The sequence below is a fragment of the Pseudarthrobacter sulfonivorans genome (assembly GCF_031454915.1).
GTDB lineage: Bacteria > Actinomycetota > Actinomycetes > Actinomycetales > Micrococcaceae > Arthrobacter > Arthrobacter sulfonivorans_C.
The window spans coordinates 154,228-177,335 of record NZ_JAVDRS010000009.1; the positions used below are offsets into that span (position 1 = coordinate 154,228).

Genomic DNA, 23,108 nt, shown 5'->3' on the forward strand with positions numbered 1-23,108 from the left:
CCGGCATCGCCGGTCTTAGCGCTGGCGGGGGTTGCCGCCGGTCACTGGCGTGCGGAGGCGAGGTACGGCGCCGTCCGGCTCTCTGTGGAACGGGCGACGACGGCGGGTGTCCCCGTGGCGATAATCCTGCCGCCGTTGTCGCCTCCTGCGGGGCCCATGTCGATCACCCAGTCGGCTGCAGCCACAACGTCCATGTCGTGTTCCACCACGATCACCGTGTTGCCGGCGTCAACCAGACGGTGAAGCTGTGCCATCAGGAGTTCGACGTCGGCCGGGTGCAGGCCGGTGGTGGGCTCGTCCAGCAGGTACAGCGAATGGCCGCGCTGGGCGCGCTGCAGCTCGGTGGCCAGCTTGATGCGCTGCGCCTCGCCGCCGGAGAGTTCGGTGGCGGGTTGGCCGAGCCGTAGGTAGCCGAGGCCCACCTCACGCAGGGTCTTCAGGCTGCGCGACGCGGCAGGGATGTCCGCCAGGAACTCGGCGGCGGTGTCCACACTCATGCCGAGCACGTCGGCGACGTTTTTCCCGCGGTACGTGACCTCGAGGGTTTCGGGGTTGTAGCGCGAGCCGTGGCACTCGGGGCACGGGCCGTAGCTGCCCGGCAGGAATACGAGTTCGACGGCGACGAAGCCCTCGCCCTGGCAGGTCTCGCAGCGTCCGCCCGCCACGTTGAAGGAGAAGCGGCCTGCACCGAAACCGCGGGCGCGGGCTGTCTCAGTGGCCGCGAATTCCTTGCGGACGGCGTCGAACAGCCCTGTATAGGTGGCGAGGTTGGAGCGCGGGGTGCGGCCGATCGGTTTCTGGTCCACCGTCACCAGCCGGTCCACGTGTTCCAGCCCGGCCACCGGTCCCGCATTTACGTGTGGAGACGCGCCGGCGCCGGCGTCGGCATCCGGGTCCTCGTCCGGCGGCTGCTGCGCGGTGTCGGCCTCGGGATGCAGCCTGGCGCCGACCACCCCGGCGAGGACCTGGCTGACGAGTGTCGATTTGCCGGAGCCGGAGACTCCTGTGACGGCCGTCAGGACGCCCAGCGGGAACTCTGCATCGAGCCCGCGCAGGTTGTGGCGGCTGATGTCCTGCAGCTCCAGCCAGCCGGTGGCATCGCGGCGGGCGCCGGCCTTCCCCGCGGACGCGGAGGGACCGCCGTCGTTCTTTGTGCCTGACCCGTTCGGGAACAGGAACGGCCGCGTGACGGACTCGCGGACTGTGGCGAGGCCGTCAACAGGGCCGCTGTAGAGGACCTCGCCGCCACCTTCGCCGGCCCGGGGGCCAACGTCGACGAGCCAGTCGGCGCGGCGGACCACATCCATGTTGTGCTCCACCACGAACACGGAGTTGCCGGAGGATTTGAGCTGATCCAGGACCGCGAGGAGGGGTTCGGCGTCGGCCGGGTGCAACCCGGCGGAGGGCTCATCAAGCACGTAGATCACGCCGAACAGGCCGGAGCGGAGCTGAGTGGCGATCCGGAGCCGCTGCATTTCGCCCGGCGAGAGCGTCGGGGTGGCGCGGCCCAGGGCGAGGTAGCCAAGACCCAGCTCCAACAGCACTGTGACGCGCACCAGAAGATCCCGGGTAATGGCGACCGCCACCTCGTTCCCTTCGCCGGAGGACTGCTTGCGCGAGGCGGTCCCGGCTGCAGTGAGCTCCGTGGTGGGTCGGATGATTTCGGCCAGTTCTGTCATCGACACGGCGTTGAGCATGGCGATGGTTTTCCCGGCAAAGGTCACCGCGAGGGCTTCGGGCCTCAGCCCGCTGCCGCCGCAGCGCGGGCACGGCCCGGTCTCCATAAAGCGCAGCACCTTCTCCCGCATCGTGGCGCTTTTGGAGTCCAGCAGGGTGTGCAGCACGTAACTCTTGGCGCTCCAGAACCGGCCCTTGTACGGTTTGGCCACCCGGTCACGCTCCGGTGTCACTTCCACCACGGGCTGTTCCTCAGTGAAGAGGATCCAGTCCCGTTCTTTCTTGGGCAGCTTCCGCCACGGGGTGTCCACGTCGTACCCCAGGTGGGTCAGGATGTCGCGCAGGTTCTTGCCCTGCCACGCGCCGGGCCAGGCAGCTATCGCGCCGTCCCGGATGCTGAGGGAGGTATCCGGGACCAACGAGGCTTCGCTGACAGTATGGGCAGTACCCAGACCGTGGCATTCCGGGCAGGCGCCGGCCGCGGTGTTCGGTGAGAACGCGTCCGAGTCCAGTTGGCTGGCGCCGTCCGGGTAGGTGCCGGCCCGGGAGAACAGCATACGCAGCGAGTTGGACAGCGTGGTGACGGTGCCAACGGTGGACCTCGAGCTCGGCGTGCCGCGTCGCTGTTGGAGCGCGACGGCGGGAGGCAGGCCGGTGATCTGCTCCACCTTGGGGTTGTGCCCCTGTTGGATAAGCCGGCGGGCGTAGGGTGCCACCGATTCGAAATAGCGGCGCTGCGCCTCGGCGTAAATGGTGCCGAATGCCAGGGACGACTTGCCCGAGCCGGATACGCCGGTGAACGCCACGATTGCGTCCCGGGGCACGTCCACGTCCACGTTGCGCAGGTTGTTTTCCCGGGCGCCGCGGACCTGGACGTAGCCGTCTGCGGAGTGGCCGTGGGTGAGCGGGGGCAGGGTTGTCATCGCCGTCAGTTCGGAAACATTCTGTTTGCCTTGCATCGGTCCGACTCTAGTAGCCGTCGCCGTCAACCACGAACTTCCGCCGCCTTAGACCGTGGCGACCGGCAGCGGCTCCAGCGGCACGTGGCGCACCGCGCCCTTGTCCGCCGAGAGTGCGAAGGCGGCGTAGGCGCGCAAAGCGGGAGAGACAGCCCGCTCGCGGTCGCGGGGCCGGTACCCGATGGTCGCTTCCAGCAGTGCCCGACGGCGGTCCAGCTCGTGGTCGGGCACGTCGACCGTGATGGATCGGGCGGGAATGTCGATGGAAATCGTGTCGCCGTTCTCGACCAGTGCGATGGCTCCTCCCGCGGCAGCCTCCGGGGAGATGTGGCCGATCGACAGTCCGGAAGTCCCGCCGGAGAACCGGCCGTCGGTGATGAGGGCGCACTTCGCGCCGAGTCCCAGGCCCTTCAGGAACGACGTCGGATAAAGCATTTCCTGCATGCCGGGACCGCCGCGGGGCCCTTCGTAGCGGATGACAACAACGTCGCCGGCGACGATCTGCTTGCTCAGGATCGCCTCTACCGCGTCGTCCTGCGATTCGAAGACCACGGCCGGGCCGGAGAACTTGAAGATTGATTCGTCCACGCCGGCGGTCTTCACCACGCAGCCGTCCACGGAGATGTTGCCCCGGAGCACGGCCAGGCCGCCCTCCACGGTGTGCGCGTTCTCGACGGAGCGGATGCAGCCATTGGCGTCGTCGGTGTCCAGGGTGTCCCAGCGCTCGGACTGGGAGAAGGCCGTGGCGGAGCGGACGCAGCCGGGGGCCGCGTGGAAGAGTTCGACGGCGGTGTCAGTGGCCTTGCCGCCCCGGATGTCCCAGGCGTCCAGCCACGAGCGCAGGTCCGGTCCGTGCACGGAGCGCACATCGTGGCGGAGCATCCCGCCGCGGTCCAGTTCGCCCAGGATGGCCGGGATCCCGCCTGCGCGGTGCACGTCCTCCACCAGGTAGTCGCCGTTCGGAGCAACCTTGGTCAGGCAGGGGGTGCGGCGCGAGATAGCGTCGATGTCCTCCAGGGTGAAGTCGAGTTCGGCTTCCTGGGCGGCGGCCAGCAGGTGAAGGATGGTGTTCGACGATCCGCCCATGGCAATGTCCATGGTCATGGCGTTCTCGAACGCGGCGCGGCCGGCGATGGCCCGCGGCAGCACCGACTCGTCGTCGCCGTCGTAGTACGCCTTGGTGATGTCCACGATGGCCTTGCCGGCATCCTGGTACAGCTCCTTGCGGGCGGTGTGCGTGGCCAGGGTGGTGCCGTTGCCCGGCAGCGAGAGTCCCAGGGCCTCGGTGAGGCAGTTCATCGAGTTGGCCGTGAACATGCCTGAGCAGGAACCGCAGGTGGGGCAGGACGTTTCCTCGATGCGCAGCAGATCCTCGTCCGAAACGGAGTCGTTGACGGCGTCGGCGATGGCCGAGATCAGGTTCAGGCGCTTGCGGACGGTGCCGTCAACCAGGATGGCGGTGCCGCCTTCCATGGGGCCGCCGCTGACAAACACTGTGGGGATGTTCAGGCGCATGGCGGCCATCATCATGCCGGGGGTGATCTTGTCGCAGTTGGAGATGCAGATCAGGGCATCGGCGCAGTGCGCGTTGACCATGTACTCAACAGAGTCGGCGATCAGGTCGCGCGAGGGCAGCGAGTAGAGCATGCCGCCGTGGCCCATGGCGATGCCGTCGTCCACGGCGATGGTATTGAACTCGCGCGGGATGCCACCGGCCGCGATGATGGCGTCCGAGACGATGCGGCCCACCGGCTGGAGGTGGGTGTGGCCGGGTACGAATTCGGTGAAGCTGTTGGCGACGGCGATGATCGGCTTGCCGAAATCGGATCCGTTGACGCCGGCGGCGCGGAGCAGGGCGCGTGCGCCCACCATGTTGCGGCCGTGGGTGACTGTTCGTGAGCGTAGAGGAGGCATGTAAGCAGTCAACCAGTGCTGGTGGTGAGGTGGAAGACGGTGCTGGTACTAGTAGTGGCAGTGCTAGATTCTGGGGATGAGTGATGAACGACGGCGGGAGCTGGGGCAGTTCCTGCGGGACCGGCGCGGGAACCTGGTCAGGGCTGAGCTGGGGCTGCCGCCCATTGGGCGGAGCCGCACGCAGGGGCTGCGCCGTGAGGAGGTGGCCTCCTTCGCTGCCGTCAGCGTCACCTGGTACACGTGGCTGGAACAGGGCCGGGAGATTAACGCCTCCCGCCAGGTCCTCGAGGCCATCGCGCGTGTGCTTCAACTGACAGGTGCCGAGAACTCGTATTTGCTGGCATTGGGCGGGTACGCTCCCGTTCCTCTCGCAGAGGTCGCCCCGATCGAGCAGGCGCCCGCCCATGTCCAGCGGCTGCTGGACTCCCTGGACTTCCCGGCCTTTGCCGTTGCCCCGGACTGGGGGATCGCTGGCTGGAACCGCGCCTACGCCGGACTGTATTCACGGATCGCCGCCGTTGGCCCGGCGGACAGGAACCTCCTCTGGCTCATCTTCACTGACCCGCATCTGCGCGACATGCTGCCGGACTGGGAAGAGACCTCGCGCCATTTTGTTGCCGAATTCCGCGCCGAGGCAGGTGCGCGGCTCGGCTCCGCGGCCCACACAGCGCTGATCTCCCGGCTGGCCGGGGCCAGCCCCGAGTTTGCCCAGCTCTGGGCCGACCGCGGTGTGGAGCGCTTCTCCTCCCGGCAACGGGTGTTTCTGCATCCCGAGGCGGGCAGGCTGGTCTATGAGCAGCACAGGCTGGTTCCATCGGACGCTCCCGAACTGCACCTGGTCATGTATGCCCCTGTGCCGGGCGCGTAAGCACCGCCAGGCAACGGCAGGAATCTCTGGCCTCCCCGCATACCCGTGGCGGTCGGTTCCTACCCCTTCTTGATGACCAGCTTGTCAGGGGCCCATGACTGGATCCGGCGGGGGAGGGAACCGCCCTCAGCCGTGGCCGCCTTGATTTGCGCCTGCCCGCCTCCGAGGTCCTCCCAGCGTCCGTCAATGGCCTGCCCTCGGTCGTCGGGGCTGCTGCCGTGCCATATACAGGTGCCGTCCGCCCGCAACTCGATTGCGTCCCGCCAACGGGCGGGCCGCAAGGGGTAGTCGCGGGGCCGGAACACCATAGTTGAGGGAGTATCTTCCTCGTGGCTGTGCAGCCAAATGCCAGTAATCTCCTGTGCGGGTCCAGTCACGGCCTTCACCGCCCGGCCGGTGTCATCATCACCCCATCATCCACCCGCGGGGTTGAGGCTGTCACTGTTAAGTGCTGCCCGGATGCCCTCCAGGATCACCATGGTCCGACGGTAGTCCTGGCGGAGTTGATCGACTTCCTGCCGGAGCCGGAGCAGCTCGCCGTCCGCCTGCGTCTGAGCCGGCGCCGCCAGCGCCGGAACGGGAGCAGCCGGTGCAGGCATTGCCGCGGGGGTCTGCGTGGAGGCCGCCGGATGTGGTGCGGGTGCAGCTGGAGCAGGCCCAGTCCCGGTCCCGGCCCCTGTCAGCGCGAAAGCCGGCGCGGTCAGGAAGGAAGCCCGTTCGCCCTCCAGGCAAGCGTCGATCCGCCTGGACTGGCCCTTAGTGAACATGAACATCGCTGCGTCGTCGGTGTAGTCCATGTAGTTCATGAACATGTTGCCGTCAGGTCCGTTGTTGCAGCTGATTTGCGGGAAGGCCGGGCTGTTGAACGTGGCGTCGGCCTGGTTGGGCGTGTCGTCCACCATGTCGCTGCCGCTGCAGGAGCCGCGGTCGTCGCCCCAGATGTGCCGCAGGTCCAGCCAATGGCCGATCTCGTGGGTTGCGGTCCGGCCGAGATCGAAGGGCGCCTGCGCCGTCCCTCCCTTGCCGAAGCAGAAGCTGGCGATCACAACGCCATCAGTGGTCGGCGGGCCGCCCGGAAACTGCGCGTAGCCCAGGATGACCCGGCCGATCCCGTCCCGGAGGTCGTTGCATACCCACATGTTGAGGTAATCATCGCTGGGCCAGGGGTCAGCGCCGCCGGTTGCACTGGACTTGACGTCGTCCAGCTCAGTGGTGAAAAACGGAACTGTCGAAGGGGTCCTCGTGATGCCATCGGTCGGACTGCCGTTCGGATCCTGGGACGCGAGCCGGAACTCGATATTGCAGTCGGCTACCCGGTCCGTCCAGACCGGCGGCACACCGGCCACGTCCGGGTTGTCGGCCCGGAAATCCTCGTTGAGGACGTCGATCTGGCTCTGGATCTGCGCGTCACTGACATTTTGGGCGGGATCAGCCGGGTTGAGCACCACGTGGACGACGACCGGAATGGTGAGCAGGCCGTTCCGTGCGATTCCGCGCGACTGGTCCTCGTATGCAAGGGCGCGGTTGTCGATCAGGGCCCGGCGTTCCTGGTACGTGACGCTCACGTTCAGCAGCCGGCGGTGTACTTCCATGGTCCCGCACAGTTCGCGGCTGCGCTGCTCCGGGAGGTTCAGTTGATTTGTCTCGGGCATCGCTGGTTCTCCTTTTATCTGATGGGTCGGGCAATACTGGTGTCGCTATCAAGGGCCTGCGCCACGAACATGGTGTTCATCCGCAGGATCTCCAGGGCCAGGCCGACGTCCAGTGTCTCGAGTGTGTCCCGGTCCGTGTGGACCCGGTCGTTCGCGGAGTCAGTTCCCTCGATGGTCAGGACGGCCGGAATGCCCATCTCGATGAAGGGCACATGGTCGCTGTTGAACGGGGCGAGGCTGGTCTGGACGGCCAGGGAAGTATTCGCCTGGGCGATGTCGGCCAGGGAGTCGATCATGCCCTGCGACACGGGGGCGCCCTCAAGCAGCACAGTGGCTGTGGCGGTATTGGTGCAGGCAATCATGTCCATGTTGATGACGGCGCTGATGCGGGCGCGCTCGTCCGTGTCGAGGCCGCTCACGTAATGGCGGCTGCCAAACAGGCCCTGCTCCTCGCCCCCGAAGAGGATGAGCCTTAGGCCACGCCTCGTTGACCGTCCGGCCAGCGCCCGGCCGATCGCCAGCACTCCGGCACTGCCGGACGCATTGTCGTCGGCACCCGGCGCGGCTGCCGAGGCTCCCTGGATGTTGACGGAATCCAGGTGCGCGGTGACCAGCACAACCTCCCGGCCGTCCCCGTCCCCGTCCCCGGGACGGTCGGCAACAAGGTTGCGGCTCGTCCCGCCGGGCACCGCCACAGTCTGGATCTGCGTGGCATAGCCTAGATCCGCCAGCAGGCTTTCCGCCCACGCGAGTGCACCGCGGAACTCGGCACTTCGTGAGTGCCGCGTCCGCAGGCGGGCCAGCGTGCCGACGTCGTCATCAAACGCTGCGCGCGAAACCTCGACGGCGGCAACGCCAACTGCCTCAGCCGGCGACGCCGGCCCTGGCCCCGCAGCGCGTTGGTCAAACACCACGCCGTCTGCCGGAAGAGGGCTGACGCGGTAACAGGACGCATGCGGGCCGTCGGCGGGAAGGGACGCGCCAGCATCGAAATCGACCACCAGATAGCGGCCCTTGTCCACCACAACACGGATGTCGGGATGGTCCTCCTGGAAAAGGCGGGCGGTTTGGGTGACCACATGAAGGTGCTGCTCCGGGACGAAGAGGCGGCGAGCGGAATCCGGCAATTCGCCGCGGGCGGGACTCTGCCCGGGCCGTGCGGCGGGGGAGCGCACCACGAGCACGTCGCCGAGGCGGGTCCACGTCGCGTCGGTGGCTCCGATCCGCGTCAGGAGCGCGTCCGGCGCCTCCGATGAAACGTCCAAAACAACGGTCTCCACGGGTTCGCCGCCGTTGAGGAACGATTGCACCAGCGGGACCACCTCGGCCAGCGTGTTCACCTCACCGTGGGCCTGCCCCGGACCGCGGACATGAACAGCCGCCAGCCCAAGGCGGCGGGCGGCGAGCACATGGCTGCGGTTTTCGGTGACAAACAGAACATCGCCGAAGCCGACGTCGGGACCGGCCTTCGAGGCCGCCGCCCGGAAGACCGCCTCGTCGGGTTTGAACACGCCCACCTCTGTGGACAACGTGACCCGCTCCGCCACGGGCTCGAAGAACGGCCGGATGCCAAGGTCGTCAAGCAGGCTGTAGTAACGCTGCTGGATGATGGCCACTTCCGACGGCTCGGCCGGCATGTCAAAATCCGACACGAGGCCCAGGAACGCTGACGGGTCCCCGTTGGTGCGGAACGCCGCAATCATCTCCAGCGTCTCCAGCGCACCAGGCACCAGGACGCCATCGCTTTCCAGCGTGTCGCCGAGATCGAACAGGACGAGTTTCACAACCGGCTCCCCAATTTTGGGCCCACTGCAGGAAGAGTCCCCGTCGGCCTCTCCGTCCTTATTCTCGGCTGCCATGCGTTACCGGGGCGTTACTGCTGCCAGGACGCCGGGAGTAACGGGCCAGTAACGCCACGATCCTAGACTCGACGCGGAAGGATTACCGGGCTGCGGATCTAGTGGGAGGAAGCAGGAGATGTCTGAGTCATTGCAGGGGCTTCACTATCATGCCGCCGAGGACAACACAGCGGCGCGTTCTCCAGAATCCTTTGGCCGCTCACCGGGCGGGGCAGATGATGCGCCTGCCATGACCTTCACCAGCAATGAGGGGGCGGCGAGGTACTACCTCGACCAGCTCCTCCAGCGGGACGACCGTGCCGGTATGCGGTCATTGACCGAACCCGAACGGCCGGAGCGCGTACCCAGCCTGGTGGTCGAGAGCGAGCGGGATCTGCCTGCCTTGGGAACCCACTCATTGCGGTTTTCGCAGACCTACCGGGACATCCCGATTTTCGGGGCCATGGCGCTGGTCGAACTTACGGCGGCGCGGGACCTCGTGAGCGTGAACGGGAAACTCGGCGAAGCTCCTGGAGCCAATCCCGTCGAATCCCTCAGCCGTGCCGAGGCGCTGGAGAAGGTGGCGGACTACACCGGCGCGGACATTCCGGCCGAGTCGGGTGTTGGCGCGAGACTCAATTTCTACAAAAAGGACGACGACGGCTCGTGGCACCTGGCGTGGTTTTTCCAGGAGCTCCCCGCGGAGCCGCCTGCCAACGACAACGACGCGGACACTGTTGACGAGGCACTGCTGGGCCATGGTTTCGGAAGGCGGCCTGTACCGCCCAGCTTCAACTACCTCGTGGACGCACACGACGGCGAGATCCTGTTTTGCTACAGCGCCGCGCCGACTGCACTCGCCATCCCGGCCCGGTGCACCGGGATTGATGAGAACGATGACCAGCAGGCGTTCTTTGGGGAGCTGGTCGCGCCAACGTCAACAACGTGCCGGCTGAACGACCCCCGGCGCAGGGTCCGCACGTACGACCTGCAGTTCGCGGACATCAACAACGATCCGCCGGACCCGGACTTCCCAGTGGAGGCGCCGGACAGTGATTATGGCGTCACGAACCGGGCAGCCGTTTCCGCCCACGCCAATGCCTCGCGGGTGCTGGACTTCTACAACGTGGTCCTGCAACGCCAGGGCATCGACGACAACGGGATGGACCTCGTCTCGCTGGTCAACGTCACGGCAGCAAGCATGCAGGCCCCGCCCAGCCTACTCAACGCGTTCTGGTTCAGGCGTCGCATGTGGTACGGGCAAATCACCAAGAATGGCCGCCTCGTCAGCCTCTCGCGCTTCCTGGACGTCATCGGGCACGAGCTCACCCACGGCGTGATTGAAACGACGTCGGGCCTGGTCTATGCCACTCAGTCGGGCGCGCTCAATGAGTCCTTTGCAGACATAGCCGGGGTCATCATCAAGAACTGGTACGAGGCACCGGACCGGGCCGACGTGGCAACCTGGGATTGGGAGATTGGCCCTGGACTCAGGGCGGACGGGCGCCCGCTCCGGGACTTCGCAGATCCTTCCCGCACAGGGCACCCCAAGCACATGGACGACTTCCGCCCTCTGGCCCCCGGCGAACTGCCGGGCCGGTCCAACGATCAGGGCTGGGTCCACTTCAACAGCAACATCCACAACAAGGCAGTCCACAACCTGCTGACCATGAGCACAAACGGGGCCCGGGTGTTCAGCGTCGAAGACGTGGCAGTGCTGACGTACCTGGGCATGGCGCGGTTGACCCCGCGGGCGACCTTCCCCGCGGCACTCCAGTCAGTGGTCGACGTCGGGCAAACGTACTTCGGCGGCGACGTCCACAGGACGGAAAAGATCGCCGCAATCCGGAAGGCCTACCAGCTCGTCGGCATCACCTAAATGTGCCATGGCCACGACAATTGACCTTCACGAAGTAGGGGCCACCGCCGTCAAGGATGCCGCAGGGCATTGGCAGGTGCACATCGGCGTCTACCTGCCGGGCATTACGTTCCCGGACGGGTACCGCGTCCAGGTCCGTCTGATCCATGAGCGTGACCAGTTTGTCCGGGGCATTGAACCGAAAGTCTTTGATCTGTCCTGGCACGGCGGATCCGCACTGGACCTGTGGGACGTGGCCGTCGATCTGACCTCGGACAACAACGGAAACTTTGGCCAGGACGGCGTCTACCTTTACCGCTTCCAACTGCTCCGCGGAGCGAAGGCCGTCACGTTCTGGTTCGCCGACCCTTTCGCCCGCGCGACCGGCCGGGGCGCGTTGTCCGCGTTCACCATCGACAGCGTGGGCGCGCCGTTCAGCTGGCACGACGGCGGGTTTGTTGTTCCGGAGGTCGACGACCTGGTGGTCTACGAGCTGCACGTCGGTGAATTCAACGGCACGTTTGACGGCGTGGCCAGCCAGTTGGACTATCTCAAGGGGCTGGGCATCAACGCGGTGGAACTCATGCCGGTGACCAATGTCAAGGACGAAGTCGAATGGGGCTATACCCCGCTCTCCTACTTCGCGCCCGATGACCGCTACGGCGGTCCGGACGGCATGAGACGGCTCGTGGACGCGTGTCACAGCAACGGCATCGCCGTGATCCTCGACGCCGTGTACTCCCACGCGCATCCTGAATTCGCCTACAACCTCGTCTACGCGACGTCCGGCCGGCCGAATCCGATGATGGGGCCGTTCGGGGAGGAATTCGCCGAAGCCCCGGGCTGTGACTTTAGCCGCGGGTTCACCCGTGACTTTTTTCTGACAGCCAGCCGGTACTGGCTGGACGAATACCACGTGGACGGATTCCGCTACGACTACGTGCCTGGCATCTTCGATGGTGCCACCGGCCGCGGCTACGCCGACCTCGCCTACCGGACGTACCAGCACACCAGGCAAGCGGCACGCTACCCGCGCTTTGATGCCGGCAACGGGCGAAGCCTGGTGATCCAGTGCGCGGAGCATCTGCAGGATCCCCAGGGAATCCTGCGCACTACCTACTCAAACACATGCTGGCAGAACGGTCTGCTGGATGAGGCCGCCTCGCAGGCAGGCCAACCTGTCAGGGCTTCCTTTGCCCGCCAGCTGGACCCGGAGCTTATTGGCTACCCGGACCGTTACAGGAACCCGACAAACGGCGAAGAATTCCCGGTGGCACCATTCCAATACCTCGAGTCGCACGACCACAGCAGATTCATCACCCGGTTTGGACTCGAGGAGCTCTCCGATCCCGTCGGCCAGCCGTATGGAAATCGCCACCTCTTCTTCAAGACGCAGCCGTACGTCATCGCGCTGTACACCGCCAAAGGCGTGCCCATGCTCTGGCATGGCCAGGAATTCGCCGAGAACTGGAGCGTGACGCCCCACCGGCCGGGCGGCTACGAGCGGATCCTGTTCAGCCGCCCGCTCCATTGGGAGTACTTCTACGATTTGTCTGGAAAGGCACTGATCCGGCTGTACCGGATCATGGCTGCGCTGCGGTCCCAATACCGGGCCCTGGGCAGCAGGGGCTTCTTCCACTACGACGACGATCCGAATCACCGGAAGGATGGAATCATCGTCTTCCGCCGCGAAGCCGGGGCACACGGCGCCCTGCCCGCCGAAGCGTTCGTGGTGGTGCTCAACTTCTCGGACAACGACGTTGATGCCTGGATTCGCTGGCCGAAGGCCGGCCACTGGGAAGAACAGATTGACAAGGCCGACAATCCCAAGCCGCCACTCCAGATTCCGGCCGAGGGGCACGTGAGTCCTGTCCGGGTGCCATCCAATTACGGGGCGGTATACCGGCTCGTGCCGCAGAACTGACCACGGAACTGACGAATCCCGGACCCAGTGCTGTGGCCGGCATCATCCGGCTGCGGTCACCACTGGATGTCAGCGACAGAATTCAGGGGCTCCCGGTCCCCGCTGATTGAGGGTGCCGTAAAGGCATCCGCGGTGCGCAGGTCAGCTGCGAATTGCAGTTGGGTACGTTCCTCCAGCTCCGCCGTGCTGATCTGAAAGGCGCGGAACTCGTCGAAGTCGATCGCTTCGAACGGATTCAGGTTCTGGGTCAGCAGGAATGCATGGCTCTTGAACTCTCCCTGCTCCACGTAAGCGAGGACCTTCCAATATTCCCGCGGCAGCCGGGTCTCCCGGTACACGCGGTCATCGTCATGGAAAACCGGCCCGCCAAAGGCGCTCACCTTAAGATCCTGGACTTCGACGTCGGCAAAGACCGCATCTTCCAGCCGCCCCCACACACCCTCTTTGCTGCTCTGGTTGAAGTCATCCATCTGCGGGGTGATGTTGGTGAAGAAGAATGAGTCAATGTTGGCGCTTTTCGCTTCCGGCAAGGGCCCCCACACCAGGTCGGCGCGGCGCGCAAGGTGCCCGCGGTCAAGGCGGTTGCCGCTGTAGAGCTCGTCGCCACTCTGAAACTCGGCGGGGATCCTGGCGTCCTTGATGAATGGGATGCCATTTCGGCTGATCTTCTTGAGAGTGCCGCCGTCGATATTCCAAGCCACCCAGCGGGCGAAGCGTCTGGACTTGCTGAGCGCCAGCGAGAAGTGCGTGTAGGGAATGACCTCCGAGCCATCGAGCCGGACGGTGTCATCCTGCAACGCAGCGCCAATCGTCGGCGGAGCTATCTGTAGCCCCAGGAAATCGGGCGAGTATCCGCGGTCCCCTGCACGGGCACCGGATAGGTCAGTAGTCATTGGATATCCTCCTAACGTTTTTTGGAACATGGCACGACGTCGGCTGGCCGGTCCGCATTTGACCACCCTGACCCGGACAATAGAGGCACGCCGTTACTGGAGTGTTACCAACCGGACTCTGCCAGAAGACGCAGCCCATTGACAGCCTGCTCCGGACTGCGGAAAGTGGTTGTTACATCTGTTCCAGCACTTCAGCCCCACGCTGGATTTAGGGGTACCCATGGGCAATGGCGGCTATGGTTTTCAGTTGCGGCTGCTTCAATCGTGGCAACTTCGGCGTGACACCGACGTGGTGCATGTCGCTGTCCGGCAACAGCGGCTCATTACAGCGCTGGCCGTCAACGGCCCCCGCCCCAGAAGTTATCTCGTCGGCCTGCTGTGGCCGGACACCCCGGAGCCCAATGGGCTTGAAAGCCTTCGCGTTGCCGTGCACCTGATCTCGCGGCAAATCCCCGGCCTGCTCATAAATAGCGGAACAATGCTGTCCCTCAGCGAAATTGTGGACGTGGACCTGCACCGGCTCCGGGCCCAGATCCAGGAGCTGGGGCGGGCTGGACTCAATGGCAACGTCTCCACGTGTCTCCAGCAGCTGAGGGACTCCGACTTACTCCCGGGCTGGTACGACGATTGGGTGCTCTTTGAACAGAGCAGGCTGCAGCAGGATCGGCTCCATGCCTACCACATCATTGCCCGGGAGTCTCTGGCGCGTGGAGATTGTGAGTCTGCCTTGGAGGCTGCGGAGGCGGCATTGGACCTCGAACCGCTCTTTGAAAGTGCTGTTGGACTTCTGATCCAGGCTGAACGGCGGCGAGGCAACAATGCTCTGGCGCTTCGCGCCTTCGGACGATACGCGTCGAGACTGAAGGAGGACATGGGCCTGGTGCCGTCGGAGGGCATCCGACGCCTCATCTCGGACATTTCCTGAGAGCCACGCCAATCCGGTGGGGAAGTTCTAAACCTCGGGTGGAGGCCCCAGCCGGGCATTGAGCCATTGGCGCACAACACTCAGGACCTCCTCCGGATCAGCAGTGGAGGTACTGCGGGGATCATCGTCCGGAGCTTGGCTGTAGGTCAGTCTGGCGCGAAAGCTGGGCGTCTGGTCCGGCTCGTTCCATGTGCGGATAACCAGCGTGCCCATGGCGGGGGCCGCCTGGTCCGGCTGGACTTCGCCGGCGGTTCCCGACGGCGGGTCATCCTTTGTCATGGCAGTTCACCTTACTTTCATTCCGCGAACACCCATTTGATGGAAGCTCGCGGATGCTGACTTGATACTGCAACAAAAGAATCAGAAATCAGCCCAGCTTTGCGAAAGGTTTGCTCAAGATCGCCGGCCATGATCGTGAGTCAGCGTCTGGCCCGTGTTCGCCATGATCCGGAAAGCCGCAGGGGCCAGGGTTCAATGAGCTTTTGAGGCCAAATCCGTTGGGCTTCAGGCTCCGCGCAGCAACGCGACGGACGACGACGATAGAGCCCCCGAGGCGTCCGCTTGAACGGCTGATCGTCCGGGCATAGCATTGCCCGCACGGGCGCAGATGGGTAGTGCCGGACTGGACGGGCTGTCTCTGGTCTGCTCCTGGAGCCTACGGCACGGGCGCCGATCCGATCGAGGAGACGATCATGGGCAACACACCTGCAGATATGTCGTCAGCAAACCTGATGATCGACCTGATCATCTCCCTGGACGGGTACGCTTCGGCCGAGGGCTGGCCGGGTTGGTGGGGTCTGGAGGGCCCGGAATACCTGGCGTGGCTCGGGCAGGAGGGGGAGAAGGGCTACACCTTCCTCCTCGGGGCGAACACGTATCGGCTGATGTCCGGCATGTCACACGAGGCCTCGGCTGAGGGGTCGGGATTCTCCGAAAACGAAGGGGCCAGCCTCACCGGACTTGCGGCCGTCCCGAAGATCGTCTTCTCCTCGACTCTGAAGGCGCCCCTGACCTGGCCCAACTCGGAGCTGGTCACCGGTGATGCTGTGGAGGCCGTGAAGGAGATCAAACGGGCCAGGACCGGGCCTCTGAGCACCCTCGGCAGCCTCAGCCTCTGCCGGTCACTGCTGTCCGCCGGTCTCGTAGACAGGTTCCGGGTAGTCATCTTCCCGGTGATTACTGGCCGCACCGGCAGCGAACGGATCTACGCCGGTTATCCGGACGTCTCTCTCGAGTTGGCGGACAGCCGGACCTTCGACGGCCGGATCCAGCTGCTCGAGTACGTCCCCACTTTGCTGAACGGTCCGCCAGGCAGCAACCCTCAGTGAGCCAAGTCGCCCGCGCGTGCCGCGCTGAGCTTGCCTTCCACAGGCACCAGAGTCTCAGCTATTACTGCCGCTTGACCGTGCCTGTCGTCGCCGCCGGCGAAACGTCCGAATCGTGACACGCCTGGGAATCCTGACAAGCGGCGGGGACTGCCCCGGAATTAACGCCGTGATCCGCGGCGCCGTGCTGAAGGGAGCCATTAGCTACGGCTACGAATTCGCCGGGTTCCGCGACGGCTGGCGCGGGGTGCTGGAATGCGATTTTATTCCGCTGGACCGGCCCGCGGTGCGCGGGCTCTCCCGTCTCGGCGGGACCATCCTGGGTACATCGCGGACTAACCCAATGAACGACGGCGGCATTGAGGCAGTGCGCGAGAGCCTCCAGTTCGCGGGTGTCGACGGCCTGGTCGCCATCGGGGGGGAGGGCACCCTGGCGGCAGCGCAGGAATTTTCACACGCGGGAATCAGGGTTGTCGGCGTTCCAAAAACCATCGACAACGACCTCGATGCCACCGATGTCTCCTTTGGGTTCGACACGGCAGTCCAGACGGCGACAGAGGCCATCGACAGGCTCCGCACCACAGGAGAGTCGCATCACCGCTGCATGATCGCTGAAGTCATGGGCCGGAACGCCGGCTGGATCGCCCTCCACGCGGGGATGGCTTCCGGCGCACACGCCATCCTTATTCCGGAGCACAGGGTTTCGACGCGGCAGGTTGCCCGGTGGGTGGAGTCGGCGCACCACCGCGGACGGGCACCCCTGGTGGTTGTCGCCGAAGCATTCGTCCCCGAAGGACGGGAAGCGCCGTATTCTCCGCGCGGCCTGGACACGTTCGGCAGGCCGCGGCTGGGCGGGATCGGCCTGCTGCTTGAACATGAGCTGCAGGAGCTGACAGGGATCGAAACCAGGGCCACTGTCCTGGGGCACATCCAACGGGGCGGCGCCCCCACTGCCTTCGACAGGGTGTTGGCGACCCGGATGGGGATGAAAGCCGTTGCCTCGGCGGCGGAGGGACGGTGGGGAACCATGGTCTCCCTGCGGGGTACCAGCATTGTGAATGTCGGCTTAGGGGCGGCGCTGGGCCGGCTCAAGACCGTGCCTGAGGACCGCTACCGGGAGGCGGCGGTCCTCTTCGGCTGAGCAGGAGCGGCATCAGCCGTTGCGCGTCCCGCTGACGCAGCCGTGCGCCGGTTGTGCGCCCCGGGGAGCCGCGGGCCTGGGGCTAGGATCAATAGCATGAGCAGCTCCCCCTCAGAGTCTCAAACGGAAATCCTCTCCACCGAGGACTGCTGGAAGTACCTGCAGGCCTCGTACATCGGCCGGCTGGCGGTGATCAACGGCGCTGCCCCCGAGATCTTTCCCGTCAACTTCATGGTGGTGGGAGAAACGGTCGTCTTCCGGACAGCACCCGGTACGAAGCTTCGTGCCCTGCTGACCGGCGCGGCCGTCGCCTTCGAGACCGACGGGCTGAATGCCTACTCCACCGAAGTGTGGAGCGTTGTGGTCAAGGGACAGCCCGGGCCGTTCGAGGGTGACCCCGGGAGCCTCCGCGATGCCGGCCCTGACCGCGAACCCTGGCAGCCTGGCCTCAAAGAACATCTGGTGCAGATCAATCCTGCGGAGGTCTCCGGACGACGGTTTGCCGTGTCGCCCCGCTCGCGCTGGTGGCCGCCGCAGGATTTCTCGGCCGACTGGACCTAGCAGGCCGGCGTCACAGGGACGGTTCCAGCGGGTACCGCCTCCGATGAATCCGGCTCAGCACCAGGACAGCCAGGATGCCGACGGCGGCCGCCGCCAAGGACGCAGCTGAGAGTTCAGGCGGAGGCCACTCCAGCATAAAAAAGTCGGTAAGCAGGGGGACTGTCATCAGCAGGACGAGCCCGGCGCACATGCCACCGATGATGGCCAGTCGGAGTCCCCTGATGGGGCGGCCGACGGCGGCCAGGACACTCAGCGCCACCAAGGACAGAGTGAGCACCGCGGCTGTGCGGTTGGCACCAGCGCTGTAGCCCCCCGACAGGTGGGAGTACACCTGAACGGCGAGCACCGCCGTCGTAATGATTATCCCGGCGGGTACCGCCATAGCCAGGGACCGCCTCAGGAATCCCGGCCGGTAGCGGCGGGGGTTGCTCATGAGGGCCAAAAAGAACGCGGGGATGCCGATCGTGAGGCCATCGGTGGCGGACAGTTGCCGGGGCAGGAACGGATAACTCCACATCAGTGCCCCGAACGTCACCGAGAGGCAGACCGCGTACGTTGTTTTGCTCAGGAACAGCACCGAGACCCGCTCAATGTTGGCGATGACCTGACGGCCTTCGGCAAGCACGTCCGGAAGCCTGTCGAACCGCCCGTCCAACAGCACCAAACGGGCAACGGCCTTCGTGGCAGGCGCGGCGGTGTCCATGGCAATGCCGATGTCCGCTTCCTTCAGTGCCAGGGCGTCGTTGACACCATCACCGGTCATCGCGACGGTGTGCCCCATTCTCTGCAGCGCGAGGACCATGTCCCTTTTCTGGTCGGGCGTGACACGGCCAAACACGGAAAAGCTGCCCAGCGCCTCTTCCAGCAGATGCTGGTCCGACGGCAGGTTCCGTGCGTCGTAGCCGTCGCCGACGTCGAGCCCCACCTCACGTGCCACGGCCGTCACCGTCCTGTGGTCATCACCTGAAAGGATTTTCACGTCAACGCCCTGCTGACGGAAATAGGCCAGGGTCTGCGCCGCGTCCGGGCGTACCTTTTCCCGGAAGGTCAGGAGGGTGGCCGCAGCCAGTCCGGCCGGCAGACGCACATCATCATCCGGTCCCTCTTCAGGCAGCACATTTCGTGTGTGCGCCAGCACCAGGGTCCGCAGGCCATTGGACGCGAGGCGGCGGGCCTGACTAAGGAGTTCCTCAGTGGCCGCGCTGTTCCCCGTTTGGCCGTTCCCGGTGAACACCAACTCGGGAGCACCAAGAACCCACGTTCCCGCGGCCGCGTGGGGTGGAGCAAAACTGGCGGCGCTCCATTTCCTGGCGGAGGAGAACGGAACGATGGTGGCCGGGTCCGTGCCGCCATCGAACGCGAAAGCGGGCGCCAGGCAGCGGGCGGTGGCATTGGCGTGGGGGTCTGCCCCGAACCAGCCCAAGGCATCCCGCCATCCCCGGGGAAGCTGCCGCCCGGCGTCGTGAACGTCGTCAAAGACCACCCGGCCCTCTGTCAGCGTGCCGGTCTTGTCGATGCAGAGCACGTCCACGCGGGCCAGCCCCTCCACAGCGGCGAGCTCCTGCACCAGCACGTTGCGGCGGGCCAGCCGTGCACCGCCAACGGCGAACGCCACACTGGTCATCAGGACCAGGCCCAGCGGGATCATCGCGATGGCCGCACCCACCGCACCGACGAGTGCTTCCTCCCACGCGCCCGTACTGAAAGCGACGTCCCAGCCGCCGCTCGCCTGCATCTGGCCGTTGGTGATGATTGCCACGACAGGCAGGAATGCCCAGCTGATCCAGCGGAGGACACGGCCGATCCCGTTGCGGATTTCCGAATTAACCAGTGAGAAGCGCTTGGCTTCGGCTGTAAGCCGGCTGGCGTAGGACCCCGGGCCCACAGCGACGACTCGTGCCCGGCCCTGGCCGGCCGTCACGGAGGAGCCTGACAGGACGGTCGAGCCGCTGGACTTGCCGACGGGTTCTGATTCGCCGGTGAGGAGCGACTCGTCAACCTCCAGGCCGTCTTCATCGATGATGATGGCGTCTGCCACGACCTGGTCGCCGGCCTGCAGAATGGAGACGTCGTCCATCACCACATCGGCAACCGCAATTTCCTCCACCTGGCCGTCCCGTAGCACCCGGGCCTGCGGGGCATCCAGGACGGCGAGCTGGTCCAGAAGCCTTTTGGCGCGGTACTCCTGGATTACGCCGATGACGGCATTACTGAGCGCGGCAAAACCGAAGAGTGCGTCCTTCCATTGGCCCAGCAGGAGCAGCAGCAGGAAGCAGCCGCCGACGATGCCGTTGAACAGGGTGAGCACGTTCGACCGAAAGATCTGCCACAGGCTTCGGCTTGATTCCTCCGGCGCTCCGTTGGCAAGGCCTGCCAGCGTTCGCTCCCTCACGTCCTCGGCCGAGAGGCCCGAACCTGCGGGAGGATCAGCCCCGGACGGCGGGGGCGCCGCTGCCGTGCTCACGCGCCTCCCTACGTGGCCGGGGAGAACGCTGATCCGAGCGTGTTGCCGTCGAGGTTCATGCCGTGATCACAACTTTCAGTGCTTTGGTCTCCGCCGCGCCCGCAAAGGTGTCGTACGCATCCATGAACTGGTCGAAAGTGAAGTGGTGCGTCGCGAACTTCTCCGCCGGCAGCTTTTTCTGGGCCACGAGTTTGAGCAGCATCGGTGTGGTGTTGGCGTTCACGAGCCCCATGCTGATGTTGATGTTCTGGATCCAGAGGCTCTCCAAATGGAGTTCCACGGACTTGCCGTGGACCCCGACGTTGGCCACGTTCCCGCCCGGCCGGACGATCTCCGTGCACATGCTGAAAGTCGCCGGAATGCCCACAGCCTCGATGGCCACATCCACGCCCTGGCCGTCGGTGAGGCCCAGCACCTGCTCCTTCCAGTCGGCGTCGCCTGAGCGGACAACATGGGTGGCGCCGAATTCGCGGGACTTCTCCAGGCGGTTCCCGTCCAGGTCCACGGCGATGATGGTCGCCGCTCCATAGAGACCCGCGGTGGCGATCGCGGCCAGCCCCACCGGACCTGCACCTACTACTGCCACCGTGTCGCCGGGCTTCACCCGGCCATACTGCACGCCGATCTCGAAGCCCGTGGGGAGGATGTCAGAGAGCATGACGGCCTGCTCGTCGCTCACCCCCGCCGGCAGCAGGTGCAGGGAGTTTTCAGCGTAGGGGACGCGCACGTATTCGGCTTGTGTCCCGTCGATCAGATGGCCGAAGACCCAGCCGATGCCCGGGGCGCCCTCGTCACCCATGCAGTGTGAATAAAGGCCGACCTTGCAGTTGGCACAGTGACCGCAGGACTTGATGCAGGAGATGATGACGCGATCGCCCGGTTTGAGGCTGGTCACTGACGAACCGACCTCGGTGATAGTGCCCACGCCTTCGTGGCCCAGGATCCTTCCTTCGGTCACCGCCGGGACATCGCCCTTGAGGATGTGCAAATCCGTCCCGCAGATGGTGGTGGTGTCAACCCTGACGATGGCGTCGGATGGATTCCGGATCTCAGGATCGGGCACATCCGTCCATGACTTTTTCCCTGGGCCGCCGTAAACCAAAGCTTTCATAACCGTTCCTCGCTGTTGTTGTTCATGGGGGTCCACGGGGTGGGCCGAATGCTGCTCCACCTCAACGATGACGCCCGGCTGGCTCCGCGGTAAGGGACAAAGGTCCCTGATGTCCGACGGCGGCGCGCAAGGCCGGCAGCTGGCCCAGGTTCCGCAGGGCTTCAGGTGCGGGAGATCAGGACCGGGCCCGTGGCGTGGTGCAGGACCGCATGGGCATTCGACCCGACAGTTCCCCTCAGGAGCGTGTGGCCTTTGCTTCCCACGACCACGAGGGCGGCGCCGCGGGAGGCATTGAGGAGTGCCCGCGGAACGGAGGCGTCCTGGGCAAGGCTCTGGCCGACGGTCACGTTCGGGGCCAGATCCTTGGCGTCATGGGCCGCCGTCAGGAGGAGGCGGCGGGCCGTTTCATGGCTTCCTCCGGACCCGTTGGCCATGCCGCCATGGGGGTGAATGACATGGACGATCAGCAGGTCCGTTCCTGTTGCGCTGGCCAGGTGACTGGCAAGACGCAGCGCGCCTGGGGACCCGGAGGAGTCAACTCCTACTACGACGCGCCCCTGGGGGTGCTTATCGAACCGGATGACCGCGACGGGGCAGGGCGCTGTAGCGGCGAGTTCAAGACTGACTGATCCCACCAGAAGTCCCAGAAAGCCACCGATTCCACGGCTGCCAAGCACCAGCATGCCCACATTTTCCGCTATTCGCCGGAGCTGGCCTGCAGGCAGCCCGTACAGGAGGCTGCCCTGGACCGTGGTCCGGGGCTCCGCGGCCAGGGCCTCAGCCTTGCCCTCATCAAGGGTGGCCTGCGCCTGATGCTGCAGGCCGCTGCCAGCAACGCCTTTGACCGGTCCAAGGTCATGGGTTAGCAGCGGCCACAATGAGCAATGAACCACCTCCAGCTCACTGTCCAGAAGAACTGCGTGCCGGGCAGCCCAACGCACGGCAAGGGCTGCCTCCGGCGAACCGTCATAGCCAACGACTATTCGCTCAGGCGCTGGCATGGCTGGACCCGGGTTGACCGCCCGCATCCGCGGAGTTTTGCCCGGGAACGCCTGACAGCGCTCCGGGCAGGTCGGTACCGTGCGCGACGAGGACCGGGCACTTTGCGTGCTCGGCCACCGTGGCGCTCACCCCACCCAGCAGCAAACCTTCAAATCCTCCGCGGCCGCGGCTGCCCACCACGACTATTTGTGCAGTCCTGCTTTCTTCGACCAGTACTTTGGCGGCCGCGCCTTGGGCGGTGACTATTTCGAGATCGGATGGAGGACCGCCGTCGAACGCCTCGGCCACAGCGGCAGCGCAGACTTCCCGGGCTTGCTCCTCAGGGTTCCAGAGAACGGGCGTGAAGGTGCCGACGGCGATCTGGAACTGCCAGCACGTGACGGCCCGGATGCGGGCCTTGAACAGCGGGACTAACCCACCGGCCCAGCGCAGTGCGAGTATGGACGGAGCGCTCCCGTCCACACCCACCACGATGGCAGGCAGTTCACGGCTTTGTTCCATGGTCTTCCTCGGCGTCCTGGCCAACTACCAGCACCGGGCAATGCGCGTGCGCTGCACAGACGGCGCTCACCGAGCCCATGAGCTGGCCCAGCAGGCCGCCGTGGCCCCGCCGGCCCACAACGAGCATTTGGGCGTCCCGGCTTTCTTCCACCAGAACCTTTGCCGGCGACCCGACCGTTACAACAGCGGAGAGGTGTTCAGGGCGTTCCTGGCCAAAGGCTCTGTCGATGGCCTGCTCCATGTTTCGGCGCGCGATCGCCTCAAGCTCCGCCGCGGTATCGAGGTCCCCTCCCGGGGGCAGATGTTCCGGAAGGTAGAAATCGGAGAAGCCCAGACACGTAACCACATGCAAAGGGGCGGCCAAGGCGGAGGACAGCCTCCCGGCGAGGCGCAGCGCCGAGGGGGAGTATTCCGACCCGTCGATTCCAACAAGGATGCGTTTGCTATCACTCATGGCAGTACCATCCTCCAGGATCCGGCCGTACGCCTAGGGCC

19 protein-coding genes are annotated in these 23,108 nt (G+C 65.5%); 7 read left to right on the forward strand and 12 right to left on the reverse strand.

The window, feature by feature from the left end; translation table 11 throughout:
- Positions 1 to 41: 41 nt before the first annotated feature.
- Both J2808_RS18635 and ilvD read right to left on the reverse strand, forming a co-directional pair.
- Positions 42 to 2,600, reverse strand: a complete 2,559-nt coding sequence (locus J2808_RS18635; protein ID WP_309819755.1) for an excinuclease ABC subunit UvrA — start codon at positions 2,598 to 2,600, stop codon at positions 42 to 44.
- A gap of 84 nt (positions 2,601 to 2,684) precedes the next feature.
- A complete protein-coding gene (gene ilvD / locus J2808_RS18640) occupies positions 2,685 to 4,550 on the reverse strand; it encodes a dihydroxy-acid dehydratase (protein WP_309819623.1) in 1,866 nt (621 codons plus the stop codon).
- 76 nt (positions 4,551 to 4,626) lie between these two features.
- Between ilvD and J2808_RS18645 the strand changes: the two genes are divergently transcribed.
- Positions 4,627 to 5,418, forward strand: coding sequence for a helix-turn-helix transcriptional regulator (locus tag J2808_RS18645; protein ID WP_309819626.1), 792 nt, complete (start codon positions 4,627 to 4,629; stop codon positions 5,416 to 5,418).
- A 59-nt stretch (positions 5,419 to 5,477) separates the two neighbouring features.
- Here J2808_RS18645 and J2808_RS18650 read toward each other — a convergent pair whose 3' ends face one another.
- Genes J2808_RS18650 through J2808_RS18660 form a run of 3 tightly spaced genes read right to left on the reverse strand, consistent with a single transcriptional unit; the run spans position 5,478 to position 8,854 of the window.
- Positions 5,478 to 5,795 (reverse strand): hypothetical protein, encoded by a 318-nt coding sequence (locus J2808_RS18650; RefSeq protein ID WP_309819627.1) that lies wholly within the window; start codon positions 5,793 to 5,795, stop codon positions 5,478 to 5,480.
- Positions 5,796 to 5,831: 36 nt separating this feature from the next.
- Positions 5,832 to 7,070, reverse strand: a complete 1,239-nt coding sequence (locus tag J2808_RS18655) for a zinc metalloprotease (RefSeq protein ID WP_309819630.1) — start codon at positions 7,068 to 7,070, stop codon at positions 5,832 to 5,834.
- Between the two features lie 14 nt (positions 7,071 to 7,084).
- The gene (locus tag J2808_RS18660) at positions 7,085 to 8,854 is read right to left on the reverse strand and encodes a M20/M25/M40 family metallo-hydrolase (RefSeq protein WP_309819631.1); all 1,770 of its coding nucleotides are present in this window, start codon (positions 8,852 to 8,854) and stop codon (positions 7,085 to 7,087) included.
- Between the two features lie 193 nt (positions 8,855 to 9,047).
- Here J2808_RS18660 and J2808_RS18665 point away from each other — a divergent pair, with 193 nt between their 5' ends.
- Together J2808_RS18665 and J2808_RS18670 are read left to right on the forward strand one after the other, a co-directional pair.
- Positions 9,048 to 10,787, forward strand: coding sequence for a M4 family metallopeptidase (locus J2808_RS18665; RefSeq protein ID WP_309819632.1), 1,740 nt, complete (start codon positions 9,048 to 9,050; stop codon positions 10,785 to 10,787).
- A 7-nt stretch (positions 10,788 to 10,794) separates the two neighbouring features.
- The gene (locus J2808_RS18670; RefSeq protein ID WP_309819634.1) at positions 10,795 to 12,690 is read left to right on the forward strand and encodes an alpha-amylase family glycosyl hydrolase; all 1,896 of its coding nucleotides are present in this window, start codon (positions 10,795 to 10,797) and stop codon (positions 12,688 to 12,690) included.
- Positions 12,691 to 12,746: 56 nt separating this feature from the next.
- Here J2808_RS18670 and J2808_RS18675 read toward each other — a convergent pair whose 3' ends face one another.
- Entirely contained in the window at positions 12,747 to 13,583 is an 837-nt protein-coding gene (locus tag J2808_RS18675; RefSeq protein WP_309819636.1) for a DNA/RNA non-specific endonuclease, read from the reverse strand.
- A gap of 247 nt (positions 13,584 to 13,830) precedes the next feature.
- Between J2808_RS18675 and J2808_RS18680 the strand changes: the two genes are divergently transcribed.
- Positions 13,831 to 14,508 (forward strand): AfsR/SARP family transcriptional regulator, encoded by a 678-nt coding sequence (locus J2808_RS18680; protein WP_309819638.1) that lies wholly within the window; start codon positions 13,831 to 13,833, stop codon positions 14,506 to 14,508.
- Positions 14,509 to 14,535: 27 nt separating this feature from the next.
- Here J2808_RS18680 and J2808_RS18685 read toward each other — a convergent pair whose 3' ends face one another.
- Entirely contained in the window at positions 14,536 to 14,787 is a 252-nt protein-coding gene (locus tag J2808_RS18685; RefSeq protein WP_309819639.1) for a hypothetical protein, read from the reverse strand.
- A gap of 413 nt (positions 14,788 to 15,200) precedes the next feature.
- Between J2808_RS18685 and J2808_RS18690 the strand changes: the two genes are divergently transcribed.
- The 3 genes from J2808_RS18690 (at position 15,201) to J2808_RS18700 (ending at position 17,535) form a co-directional block, all read left to right on the forward strand.
- Positions 15,201 to 15,836 (forward strand): dihydrofolate reductase family protein, encoded by a 636-nt coding sequence (locus J2808_RS18690; RefSeq protein ID WP_309819641.1) that lies wholly within the window; start codon positions 15,201 to 15,203, stop codon positions 15,834 to 15,836.
- Between the two features lie 112 nt (positions 15,837 to 15,948).
- Positions 15,949 to 16,974: an ATP-dependent 6-phosphofructokinase gene (locus J2808_RS18695; protein WP_309819643.1), complete on the forward strand. Its 1,026-nt coding sequence runs from the start codon at positions 15,949 to 15,951 to the stop codon at positions 16,972 to 16,974.
- 96 nt (positions 16,975 to 17,070) lie between these two features.
- Entirely contained in the window at positions 17,071 to 17,535 is a 465-nt protein-coding gene (locus J2808_RS18700) for a pyridoxamine 5'-phosphate oxidase family protein (protein WP_309819645.1), read from the forward strand.
- 10 nt (positions 17,536 to 17,545) lie between these two features.
- Here the strand turns inward: J2808_RS18700 and J2808_RS18705 are convergent, their stop codons facing one another.
- The 5 genes from J2808_RS18705 to J2808_RS18725 all read right to left on the reverse strand — a co-directional run bounded on the left by J2808_RS18705 (position 17,546) and on the right by J2808_RS18725 (position 23,067).
- Positions 17,546 to 19,999: an HAD-IC family P-type ATPase gene (locus J2808_RS18705; RefSeq protein WP_309819647.1), complete on the reverse strand. Its 2,454-nt coding sequence runs from the start codon at positions 19,997 to 19,999 to the stop codon at positions 17,546 to 17,548.
- Positions 20,000 to 20,054: 55 nt separating this feature from the next.
- A complete protein-coding gene (locus J2808_RS18710; RefSeq protein WP_309819649.1) occupies positions 20,055 to 21,110 on the reverse strand; it encodes a zinc-dependent alcohol dehydrogenase family protein in 1,056 nt (351 codons plus the stop codon).
- A gap of 161 nt (positions 21,111 to 21,271) precedes the next feature.
- Positions 21,272 to 22,111: a universal stress protein gene (locus J2808_RS18715; protein WP_309819651.1), complete on the reverse strand. Its 840-nt coding sequence runs from the start codon at positions 22,109 to 22,111 to the stop codon at positions 21,272 to 21,274.
- The gene (locus J2808_RS18720) at positions 22,098 to 22,613 is read right to left on the reverse strand and encodes a universal stress protein (protein WP_309819653.1); all 516 of its coding nucleotides are present in this window, start codon (positions 22,611 to 22,613) and stop codon (positions 22,098 to 22,100) included. Before J2808_RS18720 ends, J2808_RS18715 begins: the two co-directional genes overlap by 14 nt.
- Positions 22,597 to 23,067: a universal stress protein gene (locus tag J2808_RS18725; protein WP_309819654.1), complete on the reverse strand. Its 471-nt coding sequence runs from the start codon at positions 23,065 to 23,067 to the stop codon at positions 22,597 to 22,599. Before J2808_RS18725 ends, J2808_RS18720 begins: the two co-directional genes overlap by 17 nt.
- Between the last annotated feature and the right edge of the window lie 41 nt (positions 23,068 to 23,108).

What these genes read in the sequence shown, in the direction of transcription:
- J2808_RS18635 (WP_309819755.1), bottom strand. Translation starts at nt 2,600, where the DNA reads ATGACAACCCTGCCCCCGCTCACCCACGGCCACTCCGCAGACGGCTAC.
- ilvD (WP_309819623.1), bottom strand. Translation starts at nt 4,550, where the DNA reads ATGCCTCCTCTACGCTCACGAACAGTCACCCACGGCCGCAACATGGTG.
- J2808_RS18645 (WP_309819626.1), top strand. Translation starts at nt 4,627, where the DNA reads ATGAGTGATGAACGACGGCGGGAGCTGGGGCAGTTCCTGCGGGACCGG.
- J2808_RS18655 (WP_309819630.1), bottom strand. Translation starts at nt 7,070, where the DNA reads ATGCCCGAGACAAATCAACTGAACCTCCCGGAGCAGCGCAGCCGCGAA.
- J2808_RS18665 (WP_309819632.1), top strand. Translation starts at nt 9,048, where the DNA reads ATGTCTGAGTCATTGCAGGGGCTTCACTATCATGCCGCCGAGGACAAC.
- J2808_RS18670 (WP_309819634.1), top strand. Translation starts at nt 10,795, where the DNA reads ATGGCCACGACAATTGACCTTCACGAAGTAGGGGCCACCGCCGTCAAG.
- J2808_RS18675 (WP_309819636.1), bottom strand. Translation starts at nt 13,583, where the DNA reads ATGACTACTGACCTATCCGGTGCCCGTGCAGGGGACCGCGGATACTCG.
- J2808_RS18685 (WP_309819639.1), bottom strand. Translation starts at nt 14,787, where the DNA reads ATGACAAAGGATGACCCGCCGTCGGGAACCGCCGGCGAAGTCCAGCCG.
- J2808_RS18690 (WP_309819641.1), top strand. Translation starts at nt 15,201, where the DNA reads ATGGGCAACACACCTGCAGATATGTCGTCAGCAAACCTGATGATCGAC.
- J2808_RS18700 (WP_309819645.1), top strand. Translation starts at nt 17,071, where the DNA reads ATGAGCAGCTCCCCCTCAGAGTCTCAAACGGAAATCCTCTCCACCGAG.
- J2808_RS18710 (WP_309819649.1), bottom strand. Translation starts at nt 21,110, where the DNA reads ATGAAAGCTTTGGTTTACGGCGGCCCAGGGAAAAAGTCATGGACGGAT.
- J2808_RS18715 (WP_309819651.1), bottom strand. Translation starts at nt 22,111, where the DNA reads ATGCCAGCGCCTGAGCGAATAGTCGTTGGCTATGACGGTTCGCCGGAG.
- J2808_RS18720 (WP_309819653.1), bottom strand. Translation starts at nt 22,613, where the DNA reads ATGGAACAAAGCCGTGAACTGCCTGCCATCGTGGTGGGTGTGGACGGG.
- J2808_RS18725 (WP_309819654.1), bottom strand. Translation starts at nt 23,067, where the DNA reads ATGAGTGATAGCAAACGCATCCTTGTTGGAATCGACGGGTCGGAATAC.